Origin of the sequence: Thauera phenolivorans, from assembly GCF_001696715.1 — a bacterium.
In the GTDB taxonomy this organism is placed as follows: domain Bacteria; phylum Pseudomonadota; class Gammaproteobacteria; order Burkholderiales; family Rhodocyclaceae; genus Thauera; species Thauera phenolivorans.
In genome coordinates this window covers 272,228-288,703 of record NZ_MBFM01000002.1, presented here as the reverse complement: position 1 = coordinate 288,703, position 16,476 = coordinate 272,228, and the positions used below count along the sequence as shown (strand labels likewise).

15 protein-coding genes are annotated in these 16,476 nt (G+C 68.6%); 9 read left to right on the top strand and 6 right to left on the bottom strand.

What is annotated here, in order from left to right; genetic code table 11:
• The 3 genes from BB334_RS04840 to BB334_RS04830 form a co-directional block, all read left to right on the top strand.
• The coding region (locus BB334_RS04840) for a transposase (protein ID WP_198531181.1) at positions 1–387 on the top strand (387 nt) is incomplete at its 5' end.
• Between the two features lie 230 nt (positions 388–617).
• Complete coding sequence (locus tag BB334_RS04835; RefSeq protein ID WP_068805084.1) at positions 618–1,751, top strand: OmpA family protein; 1,134 nt, start codon at positions 618–620, stop codon at positions 1,749–1,751.
• 14 nt (positions 1,752–1,765) lie between these two features.
• Complete coding sequence (locus BB334_RS04830) at positions 1,766–2,263, top strand: hypothetical protein (protein ID WP_068805081.1); 498 nt, start codon at positions 1,766–1,768, stop codon at positions 2,261–2,263.
• A gap of 29 nt (positions 2,264–2,292) precedes the next feature.
• On the opposite strand, the gene BB334_RS04825 is transcribed toward BB334_RS04830, so the two are convergent.
• Together BB334_RS04825 and BB334_RS04820 are read right to left on the bottom strand one after the other, a co-directional pair.
• Complete coding sequence (locus tag BB334_RS04825) at positions 2,293–3,057, bottom strand: alpha/beta fold hydrolase (protein ID WP_068805078.1); 765 nt, start codon at positions 3,055–3,057, stop codon at positions 2,293–2,295.
• Positions 3,054–4,079: a M14 family zinc carboxypeptidase gene (locus BB334_RS04820; RefSeq protein WP_068805075.1), complete on the bottom strand. Its 1,026-nt coding sequence runs from the start codon at positions 4,077–4,079 to the stop codon at positions 3,054–3,056. The genes BB334_RS04825 and BB334_RS04820 overlap by 4 nt, the downstream gene beginning before the upstream one ends.
• A gap of 178 nt (positions 4,080–4,257) precedes the next feature.
• Between BB334_RS04820 and BB334_RS04815 the strand changes: the two genes are divergently transcribed.
• Positions 4,258–5,532 (top strand): glycosyltransferase, encoded by a 1,275-nt coding sequence (locus BB334_RS04815; protein ID WP_068805071.1) that lies wholly within the window; start codon positions 4,258–4,260, stop codon positions 5,530–5,532.
• Here BB334_RS04815 and BB334_RS04810 read toward each other — a convergent pair.
• Entirely contained in the window at positions 5,500–6,144 is a 645-nt protein-coding gene (locus tag BB334_RS04810; protein WP_068805069.1) for a GNAT family N-acetyltransferase, read from the bottom strand. The genes BB334_RS04815 and BB334_RS04810 overlap by 33 nt on opposite strands.
• A gap of 238 nt (positions 6,145–6,382) precedes the next feature.
• Between BB334_RS04810 and BB334_RS04805 the strand changes: the two genes are divergently transcribed.
• From BB334_RS04805 to BB334_RS04795, 3 genes are read left to right on the top strand one after another with little or no spacing between them, the layout of a single operon-like run.
• The gene (locus BB334_RS04805; protein ID WP_068805067.1) at positions 6,383–7,015 is read left to right on the top strand and encodes a class I SAM-dependent methyltransferase; all 633 of its coding nucleotides are present in this window, start codon (positions 6,383–6,385) and stop codon (positions 7,013–7,015) included.
• A complete protein-coding gene (locus BB334_RS04800) occupies positions 7,016–8,809 on the top strand; it encodes a sensor histidine kinase (protein ID WP_083200288.1) in 1,794 nt (597 codons plus the stop codon).
• Complete coding sequence (locus tag BB334_RS04795; RefSeq protein ID WP_068805064.1) at positions 8,802–9,437, top strand: response regulator transcription factor; 636 nt, start codon at positions 8,802–8,804, stop codon at positions 9,435–9,437. The genes BB334_RS04800 and BB334_RS04795 overlap by 8 nt, the downstream gene beginning before the upstream one ends.
• Positions 9,438–9,507: 70 nt before the next feature.
• Here the strand turns inward: BB334_RS04795 and BB334_RS04790 are convergent, their stop codons facing one another.
• From BB334_RS04790 to dsrO, 3 genes are read right to left on the bottom strand one after another with little or no spacing between them, the layout of a single operon-like run.
• Positions 9,508–12,603 carry a molybdopterin dinucleotide binding domain-containing protein gene (locus BB334_RS04790; RefSeq protein ID WP_068805061.1) on the bottom strand — a complete coding sequence of 1,032 codons (3,096 nt, stop codon included), beginning with the start codon at positions 12,601–12,603 and terminating at the stop codon, positions 9,508–9,510.
• Between the two features lie 25 nt (positions 12,604–12,628).
• Complete coding sequence (gene nrfD / locus BB334_RS04785) at positions 12,629–13,726, bottom strand: NrfD/PsrC family molybdoenzyme membrane anchor subunit (RefSeq protein ID WP_068805058.1); 1,098 nt, start codon at positions 13,724–13,726, stop codon at positions 12,629–12,631.
• A 20-nt stretch (positions 13,727–13,746) separates the two neighbouring features.
• Positions 13,747–14,499 (bottom strand): sulfate reduction electron transfer complex DsrMKJOP subunit DsrO, encoded by a 753-nt coding sequence (gene dsrO, locus BB334_RS04780; RefSeq protein ID WP_068805055.1) that lies wholly within the window; start codon positions 14,497–14,499, stop codon positions 13,747–13,749.
• A gap of 167 nt (positions 14,500–14,666) precedes the next feature.
• Here dsrO and BB334_RS04775 point away from each other — a divergent pair, with 167 nt between their 5' ends.
• Positions 14,667–15,599 (top strand): YihY/virulence factor BrkB family protein, encoded by a 933-nt coding sequence (locus tag BB334_RS04775; RefSeq protein ID WP_068805052.1) that lies wholly within the window; start codon positions 14,667–14,669, stop codon positions 15,597–15,599.
• 101 nt (positions 15,600–15,700) lie between these two features.
• Positions 15,701–16,476, top strand: a 776-nt coding sequence (locus BB334_RS04770; RefSeq protein ID WP_083200316.1) for a DUF808 domain-containing protein, incomplete at its 3' end; no start/stop codon positions are given.

The following is a 16,476-nucleotide window of genomic DNA, read 5'->3' as shown; positions in this document are numbered from 1 at the left end:
CGCGCCTGGCGCCTGAAGCAGGCACTGCGGCTGGTCTATCGCGATGCAGCCGCGAGCAACAGCGAGGAGATCGCACAAGGTGCCATGAACAAATGGCTGAGCTGGGCGCGCCGCAGCCGCCTCGAGCCCTTCAAGCGGCTGGCCCTCACCCTGAAGGCGCACCTCGGCGGCGTCGTGCGCGGCATGCTCGACGGACGCAGCAACGCCTACGTCGAAGCGATGAACGGCCTGCTCCAACAGACGAAGACCGCCGCCCGAGGCTTCCGCAACATCGAGAACTTCATCGCCATGGCCTACCTGCGCATGTCCAAGCTCAAGCATCTACCGCAGAACCCCCTGGTGCCGGCCGTCGCCCGCGACTACGGGCGCTACCGTCATGTTTGTTGAGAAGTCAATTTCCACTGGAAACGGCATAGAGCCGGGCCAGACTGGCCCCGTGAACTTCCCATGCGCATGCGTCGATGCCGGGGCGATGTTTCACAGCCGCGAGCGTTGCTGTTTCGCTGGCGTCAAGCGAAAGCGCTTTTCCACGCGTTGATTTTCGCATGCTCGCGCCTGCATCGCGTTCGTCAGGCTGCGCGTTCCATTCGCCAAGCAAGAACACGGAGGATAACCACATGAATGTAAATCTGCTCTCCCTCGCCAAGGATGCCTTGGGCGGCGACTTCCCGAAGCTCGCAGGGCAATTTCTTGGCGAATCGCAGGGTGCGACCCAGTCTGCGCTGAGCCTGCTGCTGCCCGCCGTGGTCGGCGTCATCGCGAAGAAGGGCGCCACGCAGGAGGGCGCCACCGGTCTGATGTCGCTCATCAACGGTACCAGCCTGGATGCCGGCTCGACCCAAAACGTCACGGGACTGTTCGGCGGTGGGGGGGCCGGCATCAATGCTCTGGTCAAGGCGGGTGCGGCCGGGTTGGTGCCGGCCCTGTTCGGCGACAAAGCCGGCGCCCTGGCCAATACCCTGGGTTCGTCCAGCGGCATCAAGCCCGCTTCGGCGACCAATCTCGTCGCGATGGTCGTTCCGCTGGTGCTGTCCATGCTGAAGAAGTTCATCGGCGACAAGGGCCTGAACGCCAGTTCCCTGGCCTCGCTCCTGTCCGCCCAGGGGCCGCACCTTCAGGGCGCACTGGACAGCCGCATCACTTCGGCTCTCGGCTATTCGGACCCCGCCTCCTTCCTGGGCGGCCTCAGCGGTCCACAGGCCGAAACCGCAAGGCGCGCGGGTGCGGCCGTCGCCGGGGGGGCGGCTGCGACGACCGCTGCCACCAAATCGGGCTTGATGCGCTGGCTGCCCTGGCTCATCGGCGCGGCCGCGCTGCTGCTCATCTGGAACCTGATGTCCGGCAGGTCGGGCACGACTGAAGCGCCGGAACCCACGGCAGCCGTCACCACGTCCGCACCGAACGCCGGAGCGCCGGCTTCCGCCGCGGTTGAGGTCTCGCTGCCGGCGAAGGTCTACTTCGATGTGGGCTCTGCCGTAATCGGCGCGGATGGCGGCCGGACCATCGAGGCGGTCGGCGAGATGATCCGCCGGGACGAGCTCGAGGTTTCGCTCACGGGCTACACCGACCAGACTGGTGATGCGGCGGTCAACGAGGCCCTCGCCAAGGAGCGTGCGACTGCCGTGCGCGACGCGCTCAAGGCGGCTGGCGTGGCCGAAGAGAGGATGGAGATGCGGCCGCCGATGTTCATCGAACGCGGCAGCGCTGGCGGCGATGCCGCGGCACGCCGGGTCGAGATCAACAAGCAGTGACAGGGGGAGACTTCATGGCCAAGCAGGACACATTCACGAGCGAGGAATGGACGCTGCTGCGTCTGACCCCCGCCCTGGTCGCCAGCGGCGTCACCGCGGCCGATCCCTCAGGGATCTTTTCTTCGATCAAGGAATCGGTGGCTGGGGCGAAGGGGGTTGCGGAGGCGTTCAAGGCCAACACCGACCTCGAGCTCTTCGCCGCGCTGGCGGCCGATCGCAGCATTCCGGGCATGCCCGACCCGAGGTCGCTGGTGGGAGAAGGTTCGAGCGAGCAGCAGATGGAGAGTCTCAAGAATGCCGTGCTCGAACGGGTGAGATCGGCCGTGTCCCTGGTGAATGACAAGTCCACGGCGGCCGAGGCCGAAGCCTACAGGCAGATGCTCGTGAGCGTGGCGGAGCAGGCTGCGAACGCATCGAAGGAAGGTGGATTCCTCGGTTTTGGCGGTGTCCGTGTGAGCGACAAGGAGCACGCGTTCATCACCGAAGTGAAAGCTGCGGTAGCGAGCGCATGAGCTGAAGCCGCCGGCTGGGAGGCTACACTTCATGGTCCGGGCCTGAGCGCGCCGTCAGCGGCGAGCCAGGCCTGGATGCGTTTCACCACCCAGGCGCCGTCGTCGAGCGGCAGGTCGTGACCGGCCGACGGGTGGCGGGCGAGGGCTAGCCCCCAGCGCGCCGCGAGCGTGGCGGAACAGCGCGGATCGACGAGCGCATCGGCGGCGCCGCTCAGCACCAGCATCGGCACCGCCGGCGCATGGGGCGGGGAGCGAAAGCGCGCCGCCGCGAGCAGCTGGCGCAGCGCGTTGGCGGGGGACACAGGGTGGGCCCGCCGCAGCCGCACCCAGTCGTCGAGCACCACCGGATCGGCGATATGGCTGGTCAGGCGCAGGATCGCAGCCTCCTTGCGGCGGGGGCCGCTGCCGGCGAGGACGCCGAGCAGGGCAGGGTAGCTCGACGGGCGCAGGCGGTGATGGAAGGGGCTGAACGGACGCAGGCTGGTGTTGATCAGCACGCAAGCCGCGAGCTCCTGAGGCCGCGCGGCGGCCCAGGCCACCGCCACCATCGCCCCGAGGGACATCGCAAGCAGATGCACCGGCGCGACGAGGCGTCGCGTCGCGAGCTCCGCGCGGCAGGCCTCGACCATGTCCTCGACCCGGGTGGGGCTCGTCTCGCCGTGGCGGATGCCGTTGCCGGGCAGATCGAGCGTCAGGATGCGCGCATCCGGCAGGCCCGCGGCAAGCTGCCCGATGAAGTCGCCCCAGTGGCCGGCTTCGCGGGTGAGGCCGCGCAGCAGCACCCAGGTGCTCATCGTGTTTTCGCCCCGTACCAGCGCTGCAGGGCGAGCGCGTGGTGGCGTTCGCGCGCGCTGCCGGTGGGCCGCCAGCCGGCCTCGCCCCCGGCCGCGCGCCCGACGAAGTCCAGCCATGCGAGGTGGCGGCGCAGCACGCGCGCCTCGCGGTGGGCGATCAGCGGGTTGAACAGACCACGTGCGGAAAGCAGCTGGCGCGGGTTCTTCTTCACCCAGAGCCAGGAGCCCATCTCCAGCGTCAGCGGCAGGTGTACCCGCTCGGGTGCGGTGCATGCCTGGCGGTAGAGATGGTCCCACAGGTCGCCGTGGGTCAGGTACTGGCGGCTCTGCGGCCCGAACACGTAGCGGTGATGCAGGTGGGTCTGGTCGAGGATTTCGCTCAATGCGTGCATCTCGGCCAGGTGGGCGATCGGCGCGTGAGTGTGCGCGTAAGGGAACCAGATGCGATCGGCCAGGCCGAATCCGGAGTGGCAATCGACCGCGATGTTGAACCGGTGGCTGAGCAGCTCGGTTTCCACCAGCTCGCACAGCGCGCGGCTCTCGACCTCCATGTCCGCGTCGCGCACACCCCGGTACCAAGGCAGGTGGCGGCTCAGGCGCTGGCCGCCGACGAGCGGGGCGACCCGCTCCCCGGATTCGACCGGCGCGTTTCGCATCAGGTCCACGCCCCGGGGATTCGCGCGCGTGCCGAACCACAGCCCGCCCGGGTTCACCACCGGCATGAACACCATGCGCATGCGCTCGAGCTGGTGTGCGAGGCTGGCGTCCCAACGCAGGCGCATCAGCACGCTGCGCAGGAAGGCGAGCACGACCGCCGCGCCGATCCGTTCCAGACCATGGACGCCACCGAAATAGCCGACCGCAGGCACTTCGGGGGCGGGGTTGCCGAGCGTGATCGCATGCACCGGCAGCTGCAGCGTGCCGGCGCCCACGGTGCATAGCACGCGTGCCTGCATGCGCTCGTCGAGTTGCGAGAGCAGCTGTTCGAGCTCCTGCAGTTCGGCGGGTTGCGTGCCTTGCATGAACGGTTCCTCTTGCCGCATGGGCGGCTCGCCTCCGAACGATGGGGCAGGCGGTCACGGAAATCAACATGCGGCGATCATCGATCGGGGCGCTTGTCACCGGGCCTTAACGGTCTTCGCGCATCCTGTGGCCGCACGGCGGCAAATGCCGCCGCGCGGCCCACGCAATACGGAATCGATGAAGACGGTAGACCTGATCTATTTCAACGCCGGCGGCGGCCATCGTGCCTCGGCACGGGCCCTCGAGGCGGTCATCCGCGACCAGGGGTGGCCATGGCGGGTACGCCTGGTGAACCTGTTCGAGGTGCTCGACCCGCGCGACCGCTATCGCAGTCTCACCGGCATGGGGCCGGAGGATCTCTACAACAAGCGCCTCGCGCGCGGGTGGACGATCGGGCTCGGCCAGGAGTTGCGGTTGTTGCAAGCCTTCATCCGGCTCGCCCACCCGCATCTTGTGCGACAACTGCAGACCTACTGGCTGCAGGCGGAACCGGATCTGGTCGTCTCCCTGGTGCCGAACTTCAACCGCGCGATGTACCGGAGCCTCGCCGCCGCCCTGCCAGACGTGCCCTACGTGACGGTGCTGACCGACATGGCAGACGTGCCGCCGCGCTTCTGGATCGAGCGCGACCAGCGCCAGCACTTCGTCTGCGGCACGGCGCGTGCGGTCGAGCAGGCGCGTGCGCTCGGCCACGCCGAAGACCGGATCCACGCCACCTCCGGCATGATCATCCGGCCCGAGTTCTACGCCGAGCGCGCGATCGATCGGGAAGGCGAACGGCGCCGGCTCGGTCTGGACCCGGCGCGCCCGGTCGGCCTCGTGCTGTTCGGCGGGCACGGCTCGAAGGCGATGCTGACGATCGCGCGGCGGCTGGCGGATACCCAGTTGATCCTGGTGTGCGGCCGCAACGAGGCGCTCGCCGCCGAGCTTCGCACCCTGCCCTCGAGGGCGCCGCGGGTGGTGCTGGGCTACACGAGCGAGGTCGCCCACTACATGCGACTGGCCGACTTCTTCATCGGCAAGCCGGGACCGGGCAGCCTCAGCGAGGCGCTGCAGCAGGGCCTGCCGGTGATCCTGGTCGACAACGCCTGGACCATGCCGCAGGAGCGCTACAACGCGCAATGGGTGCGGGAAATGGAGGTCGGTGTGTGCCACCGCAGCGTGCGCACGATCGATCGCGCCGTGGCGGAAATGCTTGGCCGGCTCGATCACTTCCGGCACAAGGTGGCGAGACTGGACAACCGCGCGGTGTTCGAGATTCCGCCCATCCTGGCCTCGATCATCGACGACGCCGAGCGCTTGCGGTCCGCCCCGCGCGAGGAAGCCCGGCGCTTGCTCGGGTGCGAGCGTGAGGTGCCGGCCGGCTTCCTGCGGGTACGACCGGCGCCGGGCGCGGCATTGTCGTGCGGCGAGGGCGATTCAGGCGGAATGAAACCGGTCTTCGTTCGCTGAGCGGGTGTTCGACGACCGCTGCGGACGTTTGTCCGTGCGCGACCTGGCGCCGGATTCGATCGCCTCGAGCGCCCGGCTGACCCGTTTCACCACCGGCCCCTCGCTGCTCGCTTCGATCGCGAAGCCGAGCGTCTCGGCGAGTTGCAGCATTCGCGAGTTGGTCGCCAGGATGTGGCCATGCATCCAGTGCAGGCCGCGGGCTCGGGCGCTCTCGATCAGCACTCGCATCAGCCGGTCGCCGAGCCCCATGCCCTGCCACTGGTCGGCGACGACGAGCGCGAATTCGCAGCTGATGCCGTCGCCCGCCACGCAATAGCGCGCGGACGCGATCTCGATCTCGCCGTCCCCGTCGCGCGCGAGGACGATGAAATCGGCGCACACCGCGGAGTCGGGATCGCACAAGGCACGCGCCTCGCTTTCGCGGAACTCGAGGTCGCCGCGACCGAAACGGAAGTAGCGGCTGGCGTAGGACAGGCCGCGGAGGAAGGCGAGGGATTTCCGGACGTCGGCACGGCACGCGCGTCGAATGACGAGTTCGCAGCCGTTGGGCGTGGTCCATGCCGCGATCGGACGGACGGTGGACGCTTGATGTTCGGTGGAGTGCGGGTACATCGCGGGCTCGCCCGAACAGGTGCAGCGGCGCTAGCGATGCGCAGGAAAACAGCGCAGCGTTGCGGAGGGCGCCTGTCCTGTGGTTAGGTCGGTAATGAGTCTGCGCCCCCGATATTGCACGAAGATGTCAGGCGTGCGGGGCCGTCGTCCCGCGATCGATCGACAAATGCTGATACGCTTGGGGCCAGGGCGCGAGGCGGGTGCCGCGCCTCTCCCTCCACGCTTTCCGGGATCGCTGATGAGCAAGATCGACCACGAGGCCGTCTGGTCCGCCCGCTATCATGCTGCGGGCGAGGAATACGTTTTCGGTACCGAGCCGAATCATTTTCTCGCGCGTCACACCGAGCTGCTCTCGCGCGGCACGACCGCGCTTTCGGTGGCCGACGGCGAGGGCCGCAACTCGGTGTGGCTCGCCGAGCAGGGCCTGCAGGTGACGGCGACCGAGATCTCGTCGGTGGCGCTCGAGAAGGCGCGCCGACTCGCCGCAGGCCGCCACGTCGAGGTCGATTTCGTGCTGGCCGACGCCATCGAGTGGGACTATCCCGAGGCCGCCTTCGATTTCGTCGTCGCCATCTTCATCCAGTTCGCTGCGCCCGAGGAGCGGGCGGTGATCTTCGCCGGCATGCAGCGCGCGCTCAAGCCGGGTGGCTATCTGCTGTTGCAGGGCTATACGCCGAAGCAACTCGAGTACCGTACCGGCGGCCCCTCGGCGTTGGAGCAGCTCTACACCGAAGCGATGCTTCGTGAGGCATTCGCCGGGCTCGAGATCATCGAGTTGCGCGAGTACGAGGAGGTCATGCAGGAGGGGCCCGGCCATCGCGGCCCTTCGGCACTGATCGGGCTGATCGCCCGCAAGCCCGACCTCGACTGAATGACGGCGCAATGCCTGCGCGCGGGCGGGCGCATCCTGCGCGCGCTCGCCGTGTCCGTCGCCCTGTGCGGGGCGGGCACGCACGCGGCGGCGAGCGAAGCCCCGCGCGGGGAAGTCCGCGTGGGCGTGCTCGCCTTTCTCGGCGCGGAGGCTGCGATCACCGAATGGACTCCCGTCGTGGCGCGGCTGCAGGTGGTGCTGCCCCACCTGCGCTTTCGCCTCGTAGAACTCGATCATGAGGGGATGCGCGCGGCGGCGCGCGGCGGCGAGCTCGATTTCGTCATCACCAATCCGGGTCATTACGTCGAGCTCGAGGCCGAACTCGGCGCCAGCCGCGTCCTGACGCTGGATGCCGGCGGCGGACTGTCACCCGACCGCGCGGTCGGTTCCGCAGTGGTGACGCGGGCCGATGACGGGCGCCTTGGCGCGCTCGAGGATCTGCGCGGCAAGCGGCTGGCGGTGGTCGGGCGCGAGGGCTTCGGCGGCTACCAGCTGGTGTGGCGCGAACTTGCGGCGCGCGGCATCGACTTCCCGGGTGGCGTCGCCGAGCTGAAAGTCGTCGGCCTGCCGATGGACAAGGTGCTCGAAGCGGTGGCGCGCGGCGAGGCCGACGCCGGCATCGTGCGGGCCTGCCTGATCGAGAGCCACCCGGAGTGGGCGGCGGGTTTCCGCGTCGTCGGGTCGCGGCAGGAGACCGGATTCCCGTGCGCAACGTCCACCCGTCTCTATCCCGACTGGGCGATGGCGACGCTGCGCCATACCCCGCGGCCGCTGGCGAAGGCGGTGGCGATCGCGCTGCTCGGCATGCCCGCCGGCAGCGGCATGGCGTGGTCGGTGCCGGCCGACTACCAGGCGGTGCACGAACTTTTCCGCGAGCTGCACATCGGCCCCTACGTCGAACTCGCCCCGCCGACCCTGATGGCGCTGGCCGAGCGCTACTGGCCCTGGGTCGCGGCGTTGGCGAGCCTGCTCGCGCTGTGGATCCTGTACACCGTTCGGGTCGAATACCTGGTGCATGCCCGCACCGCTGAGCTCAATGCGTCGCTGGCGGCGCGCGAGGCGCTCGAGGACCGGATGCGGGCGAGCCAGGAGCAGGCCGACCACCTCGCGCGGCTGTCGGTGCTCGGGGAGCTCTCCGGCACGCTCGCGCACGAACTCAATCAGCCGCTGGCGGCGATCGGCAATTACGCCCAGAGCCTGGTGCGGCGGGTGGACAATCGCCGGCTGACCGACGAGGCGGTGCGCGAGGCTGCGGTGGAAATGGCGGGACAGGCGGAGCGCGCGGCCGGCATCCTGTCGCGCATCCGCGGATTCGCGCGCAAGCGCCCGGCGCAACGCGAACGGGTTGCGATCGAGCCGCTGGTGCGCGAGGCCGTCACGCTGTTCCGCGGCATGCTGGCGAGCGCCCCCGCGGTCGAGGTGATCGATGCCTTGCCGCCCGGCAAGTCGGTCGAGGTCGACTCGCTGCAGATCCAGCAGGTGCTTTTGAACCTGCTCAAGAACGGCTACGATGCCGCGCGCGCCTTGCCCGCCGAGCGCCGGCGACTCGAGCTGAGGCTGCTGCCTGCCAAGGGTGCAATCCGCGTTGCGGTGCGCGACTTCGGCCCAGGCATGGTCCCGGGCGCGAGCGACCAGCTGTTCCAACCTTTCTTCACCACCAAGCCGGACGGCCTCGGCCTGGGCCTGTCGATCTGCCGCTCGATCGCCGAGGCACATGGCGGTCGTCTCGACGCCGAGCTGCCCGACCACGGTCCCGGCATGGTGTTCATCCTGAGCCTGCCCGACCATGACTGACGCCGACAATACCGTGATCCACGTCGTCGACGACGACGCCGCCTTTCGCCGCTCGCTCGTCTTCCTGCTCGAATCGGTGGGCTGGCGCGTCGCCACCCACGCCGGAGCGGAGGAATTCCTTGCCGCCTTCGACGACGGCCTGCCCGAGGACCTGGGCTGCATCGTGCTCGATATCCGGATGCCGATGATGAGCGGGCTGGAATTGCAGCAGGCGCTGCACGCCCGCGGTTTTCACCCGCCGGTCGTCTTCATCACCGGGCATGGCGACGTCGAACTGGCGGTGCAGGCGATGAAAGGGGGCGCCTGCGATTTCCTCGAGAAGCCCTTCCGCGACCAGGTCCTGCTCGACGCGGTGGCGCGGGCGATCAGGCTGGGCTGCGCGGCGCGCGAACGTGAAGCGCGCTGTGCGGATGCGAAGGCCCTGCTCGCACGGCTGTCGCCGCGCGAGCAGGAGGTGGCGCGCCTGGTGGCGCTCGGGCTGCCCAACAAGCAGGTCGGGCGCGAGCTCGACATCAGCGAAAAGACGGTGCATGTGCACCGTCATCACGTCATGGAAAAGACCGAGGTCGGCAGTGCCGCCGAACTGGCTCGCCTGATGCTGCGCGCCGATCCGGCGGCCCTCGACTGAGACCGGACGACGCGGCGCTCGCCGCGAATCCGGCCCCGCGTTGCGCGGGGCCGCTCGGCCGCTCGGCCGCTCAGACTCGCTCGAGGCGCGCCGGGAGACCCTGGCGCACAGCGGTCCCGGACACGGAATCGACCCAGATCACCTTGTCGCCGCGGGTCGGATCCGACAACCCGAGGTCGTTGAGGTTGATGCCCGCGCGCAGGTCTGGGCGGTCGGGCTGCGTGTGCTCACCGAGCCGATGCGCTCGCGCGCCGAGCTCGCGGTGACCGTAGCCGTGCTCGATCGCCATCACGCCAGGCATCACCCCCTCATGCACGATCACGGTACAGGCGGCGTTGCCGCCCGGGGTGCGGATGCGCGCGCTGTCGCCGGTCTGCAGGCCAAGCTTCCCGGCGTCGGCCGGATGCACGATCACCGGGTTGTCGGGATGCAGGCTGGTGATGCGGGTGGCGATGCTGTACGAGTTCTGCAGTGCCGACTTGTAGCTGACGATCTGCAGCGGCCAGTCGGCTTCGGTGTGGATCTCGCGCATCGGGGTGCCGTCGAAGAAGGACGGCGGCATCCAGGTTGCGCAGCCGCTGCTGCGCTCGCCGGTCATCGTGTTGCGCGCGGTGCCGATGTTCTCGTTCCACACCCACAGGGGCTTGTTGAAGCGGTTGGCCTGCCACTCGGGACGGGCGGCGTCCTGCGCTTCGTCGGCACCCTGGTAGCGCCCGCCGCGGGTGAACACCATGGCCGCCTTGCGCCACTCCTCGGGCTTGAGCGTGCTCTCCATCAGCGGGCGGATCCGATCCACGCCGCTGAGCGCCATGTCCTCGTCGGTGGCGTCGCCCACGGGCGTCTTGCCGGCGAAGGCGACGTTGGCCGCGCCGCGCAGATACCAGTCCTCGGCGCGATCGAGCGGGTAGCGCTTGCCATCCATGTCGGCGATCGCGTCGGTGCCGAAGCCGGGAAGATTCATCGCCTTGGCAAGCGCGATGTAGAAGGTCTCCATGCCGATGCGCTGGCCGTCGGCGTTGGTGGTGGCCTTCGGCTCGACCACCGGCCAGCGGGCGGTCGTCGCCTTGGTCGGAATCCCCGCCCACGGCGCCGGGAAGCCCCAGCTCTCGTACATGATCGAGTCGGGCACGATGTAGTCGGCGAAGGCGTTGCTCTCGTTGATCAGCGGGTCGACCGAGATGATCAGTGGCAGCTTCTTCGGATCGGCCAGATCCTTTTCGATCAGCGGGCGGATGCCGGGAATGCCGTACAGCGGGTTGCAGCTCCAGAGCACCAGCGCTTTCAGCGTGTAGGGATAGCCGCGCAGCGCGCCGGTGAACCACTCGGTGCCGAGGCCCGGCGCGTTGGGGAACCAGGCGTCGGTGGCCGGATAGGGCTTGCCTTCGGCCTGGCGGCGCTTGAATTCGCTCGAGCGCTCATAGGGCACGTTGCGGCCGACCGGCGTGCCGCTCGGCTTGACCTGGCCGGGGAAGGTCTCGAGGTCGTAACGTGGGCCGGCGGCGTTGTCCTTGAAGCCGCCGCCGTTGATGATGAAGCCCCCCTTCCAGTTGAGGTTGCCGATCAGTGCGTTGAGGGTGACCACCGCATAGGCGTTGTTGAAGCCGTTGCCGGCCATCATGCCGCCGTGCGCCACCGCGCTCGCCTTACGGCCGTGGCGGGTGAATTCATCGGCGAGGCCGGCGATGATCTCTTCCGGGATGCCACAAGCGGCGGAATACTCGGCGAGCTCGAAGCGCCGCGCGGACTCGCGCAGCAGCTCGAAGGGCGTCTTCACCATCACCGGCTTGCCGCCGAGCTCGACGATCCGGGTCGCCTCGAGCACCGCCGGCACGGTCGCACTGTTCGCGGCGACCAGTTCGCCCTCGGCGGTGGCGATCACGTAGGGATCGGCGTCCTTGTACTTGTCCTCGGCGGCGACCTCGATGCCGATGTCCGAGCCGCGCAGAAATCGGCCCTGACGCGGGTGGCCTTCCTCTGCGATCACCAGCCAGCCGGCGTTGGTGAAGGAGGGCTCGCCGGCCGCCTCGGCCGCCTTCAGGTTGGGCCAGGCGAGGTAGCCGGCATTGACCTTATCGTTGTCGAACATCCAGCGGATGATGCCCATCACCAGCGCACCGTCGGTGCCCGGGCGGATCGGCACCCAGCGTCCGCGCTCAGCGGTCGCGAGGTTGTTCGAGTTGTTCAGCACCGGGTCGACCACCACGTAGTCGAGCCGCCCCTCGGAACGGCCCTTGGCGAGCTTGGAGCCGAAGATCTTGAACGGGTTGCCGGCGTTGGCCGGCGCGGTGCCGATGAAGAGCACGAACTCGGCGTTCGAGAGGTCGGGCTTGGCGTGCGGCATCTTCTTCAGGTCGCCGAACAGCGCGCCCGAGCCTGAGCGGTAGGCGCCGCCGCAGTAGGAGCCGTGGCCGACGTGGTTGAGCGTGCCGAAGGACTGGTTCCAGAAGCGGCGGCTGAAGTTCTCGCGGCCGTCGTTGACGCTGGTGAGCACGCCGACCTGGTTCACCCGCTTGCCCAGCTCGGGCGCCGCGGGGTCGATCGGGTTCTCGAGGTCGCGCAGCGCGGCCAGACCGTCGACATGCCCTTCGCCGAACAGGTCGCCACCCTCGACGACTTCCTTCACCAGCTGCTCGAACGAGATCGCCTCCCACTCGCCGGAATTGCGCGGACCGACGCGCTTCATCGGCGTCAGCACGCGGAAGGGCGAACTCATCTGGTCCATCGCCGCATTGCCACGCCCGCAGGCGGTGGATCGGCCGGCCAGACCCTGGTCCTGGAAGCGTGACATGGCGATCAGGCTTTCCTTCACCGAGACCTTCATCGGCAGGTGGGGCTCGGTCGACAGCGGGCTGTAGGGGTTGCCGACCACACGGATGACCTCGCCGCTGGCCTTGTCGACCCGCACGCGCACGCCGCACTGGGTGGTGCAGCCGAGGCAGGCGGTGTAGCTGACCTGCTGGTTGGGGTTGGGGGTGAATTCGCCGGTCACCGGATCGACCGTGTATTCCGGTTCGGGCGAACGGCCGTGGATATGGCGGCCTTCGGCGAAGCGCGGCTCCTTCTCGCCGGTGAAGTTGGACACCACGCGGCCGAGGGTCTGGGAGAAGCCGGCGGCGAAGGCGGCGAGGCCGCCGGCGGCGATGATTTCACGACGTTCGATTTTCATGACGATGCTCCTTGTTCGCCTGCGCTCAGGCGGCAGCCTTGTCGGTGGATCCGGCCGCGAGGCGGTCGAGCGGCAGCAAGGTGGTGATGAGGACGAAGAGGAAGACCCACAGCCCGGCGGTGCCGATGATGCCCATCAGGCCCTCGGGGCCGAGCGGCAGCGAATAGGTGTAGTAGCCGGCGCCGGTCTTGGGCACTTCCTGGCCGCCGATGAAGATCGACCAGCGCATCATCCAGGCGGAGTGCAGGGCGAGAAGGCCGATCAGCAGGCCGGAGCCGGGACGCTTCCAGGCCAGCAGCAGGGTCAGCACGGTCGCCGACACCGCCCACACCGCGGCGAGCTGCCAGTTGGCCGAGGGGCCGACTTCGGCGAGAGCCTGGGCATGGACCGGGAACAGACCGCTCAGTCCGAGCGCGATCCACAGCGCACCGACGACCAGCGCTGCGACCTGGGTGACGGCCAGCACTTTGGCCAGGCGGCGATTCGCCGCCTCGTCGCGCACGCTGCAGCGGTTGAACAGCAGGACGAGGCCGACCGCGCCGGCGAAGGCGGTGATGGCGAACTGCAAGGGCAGCAGGGGCGTGTTCCAGAGCGGGCGAGCCTGCACCACGGCGAGCTCGGCGCCGGTATAGAGCGCCACCAGGGCCGCACCGACGAAGGCGAGCAGCGCCGCCGCCTTGAGCGCGCCGCGGCTTTCATGGCCGCCGTAGGCGAGCAAGCCTGCCAGCTTCGCCAGCTTGCCACCGCTCGCCGCATGGCGCGCCAGGTCCGGCCGGAAGGCGAGCCAGGCGTACATCAACAGGCCGCCAAGGTAGACCGGAATGAAGAACGCGCCCCACGACATCCAGGAACTCGGCGTGAAGTAGGCATAGAAATGCCAGAAGCGGCCCGGCTGGTGGAGGTCGGCGAGCAGCGCCACCGGCGCGGCGAGGCCGCACACCAGCGCGCCCAGCAGGGCCAGGCGCGAGATGCCCGCCCAGCCCGGACGACGGAAGACGATGCCCGGCAGCGACAGCAGCCAGGCGCCGTAGGACAGGCCGATAAGGAAGAAGTACTGCACCGCCCACGGCAGCCACGCGACTTCGCGCGCGACGTTGATGGTTTCGACGATGTTCGGGTTCATGATCGCGTCTCCTCGCCGGCTCAGCCGTGCGCGCTGGAATGCAGGTTGCGGGGCTTCCACAGCGTGCCCTCGCCCTCGACCTTGCCGGTGAAGCGCTCGTCGAGGCCGATGTAGAACACGCGCGGAGCGGTCTCGAGCTCGGGCTTGAGCACCTTCAGTTCCGGCTGTGCTTCCTTCAGACGGCGGCTCAGCTCGCCGTTGGGGTCATTGATGTCGCCGAAGATCCGCGCGCCGCCGACGCAGGTCTCGACGCAGGCGGGCAACAGGCCGGCGTCCACGCGGTGGGCGCAGAAGGTGCACTTGTCGGCCTTGTTGGTCTCGTGGTTGATGAAGCGGGCGTCGTAGGGGCAGGCCTGCACGCAGTAGGCGCAGCCCACGCAGCGGTCGCCGTCCACCGCGACGATGCCATCCTCGCGCTTGTAGGTCGCGCTCACCGGGCACACCGGGATGCAGGGCGGGTTGTCGCAGTGGTTGCACAGGCGCGGCAGCACGTAGGTGCCCGCCGGCTGATCGCTGTCGGTGAGCTTGACGCTGTAGGTCGACACCACGGTGCGGAAGCTGCCCTCGGGCACGATGTTTTCCTGGATGCAGGAGACGGTGCAGGCCTGGCAGCCGATGCACTTGCGCACGTCGACCAGCATCGCCCACTGATGCTTGCCATCGTTCGCCAGCGCCGGCGTCGGTGCGACCGCAGCGGCGGCGGTGAGCGCCGGCACGCCGCGCAGGAAGGCGCGCCGGGAGGCGTCGACGAGTGGGGAGGAGGGGGCTTTCATGACGACACTCCAGTGAGGTGTTTAACGCTGGCGTAACTCTAGGCCGCGGAAGACCCCGGAACCATCGGGGAGATAGGCCACCACGCTAGACGGTTTTATCTATTGCCCGACGCAAAGCCTTGCCGTTGAGCTTGTCGTGCCGCGGGGGATCGGCTAAAAGAGCCTCCATGACGACGACAATCGATGCGATCAAGGGCTTCTTCGCCTTCTGGCTCACGGTGGGTAGGAGCACGGTCCGCCTGTGGCTCGAGGCGCAGGTCTTCGTCCACGCGGCGGCGCTCGCCTTCTTCACCGTGTTCTCGATCGCGCCGGTGATGATCGTCGCGGTCAGCATCGTCGGCCTGGTGCTCGGCGAGCGTGCCGCGCACGGCGAGATTGCCCAGCAACTCGAAGCGGCGATCGGGGCGGAGGCGGCCGCGGCGGTGCAGACTGCGGTCGAGGGCAGCCGTATCGAGCACAGTGGCCTGTTGCCCAGCCTGCTTGGGCTGGGCGCGATGCTGTTCGGCGCGACCACGGTGTTCGCACAGATGCAGAACGCGCTCAATGCGATCTGGGGGGTGGCGCCGCAGCCGTCGCGCAACAGTGTTTTCCTCTACCTGAAGACACGCCTGCTCTCGCTCACCGTGGTGCTCGCGATCGGCTTCGTGCTGCTGGTGTCGCTGCTGCTCAGCGTGGCATTGCAGTCCGTCCTGGTGTTCGCCGAGGAGTGGCTCTGGATTCCGCCCGCCCTCGTGCTCGGTGTGGACTGGGTGGTGTCGATCACCGTCGTGACCCTGCTGTTCGCCGCCATTTTCCGGGTGCTGCCCGATGTCGTGCTCGACTGGCGCGACGTGCTGCTCGGCGCCTTGGCCACCGCGCTGCTGTTCGCGCTCGGCCGTTCGGCGATCGCCTTCTACCTGGCGAACACCGCTACCGCCTCGGCCTATGGCGCCGCCGGCTCGCTGGCGCTGCTGTTGCTCTGGGTGAACTATTCCTCGCTGATCCTGCTGCTGGGCGCGGCCTTCACCCGCGCGCACGTCGAGGCGCGCGGGCGCATCGTGCGGCCGCGGGCGACTGCGGTGCGGGTCCATCGCGAGCTGATCGAGGACGCGGTCGCTTGAGCGAGGGATTGCGCCCGAACCACAGTGAAATCCCTTCTGCCGGTGCGCGCCGCGCGCTACTATCGCCGCACCGCGCAACGCACCAATAAGGAAGAACGACCATGGCCGGTTCGAGCCTGCTGCTGCTGATCGACGACATCGCGAGCGTGCTCGACGACGTCGCCGCGCTGACCAAGGTGGCGACCAAGAAGACCGCGGGCGTGCTCGGGGACGATCTCGCGCTCAACGCACAGCAGGTCGCCGGGGTCAGGGCCGAACGCGAGCTGCCGGTGGTATGGGCGGTGGCCAAGGGTTCGTTCCGCAACAAGGCGATCCTGGTGCCGGCTGCGCTCGCGATCAGCGCCTTCGCGCCATGGGCGATCACCGTGCTGCTGATCATCGGCGGCATCTTCCTCGCCTATGAGGGCTTCGAGAAGGTGGCGCACAAATTCTTCCATCGCGGACCCGAAGAAAACGCGCATCACAAGGAAGTGGTGAAGGCGCTCGCCGATCCCGGCGTCGATCTTGTCGCGCTCGAGCGCGACAAGATCAAGGGTGCGGTACGTACCGACTTCATCCTGTCGGCCGAAATCATCGCGATCACGCTCGGGACGGTGGCGGGCAAGACCTTCACCACCCAGGTGGGCGTGCTGGTCGGCATCGCAGTGCTGATGACGGTCGGCGTCTATGGTCTGGTCGCCGGCATCGTCAAGCTCGACGATGCCGGGCTTTATCTCACCCGCCAGGGGGTCGAGAGCGGCTTTGCCCGCCTCAAGCGCGCGCTCGGCGGTGCGATTCTGGTCGCCGCGCCCTGGCTGATGCGCGGCCTGGCGGTGGCCGGCACGGCGGCGATGTTCCTCGTCGGCGGCGGCATCCTGACCCATGGCATCGGCCCGCT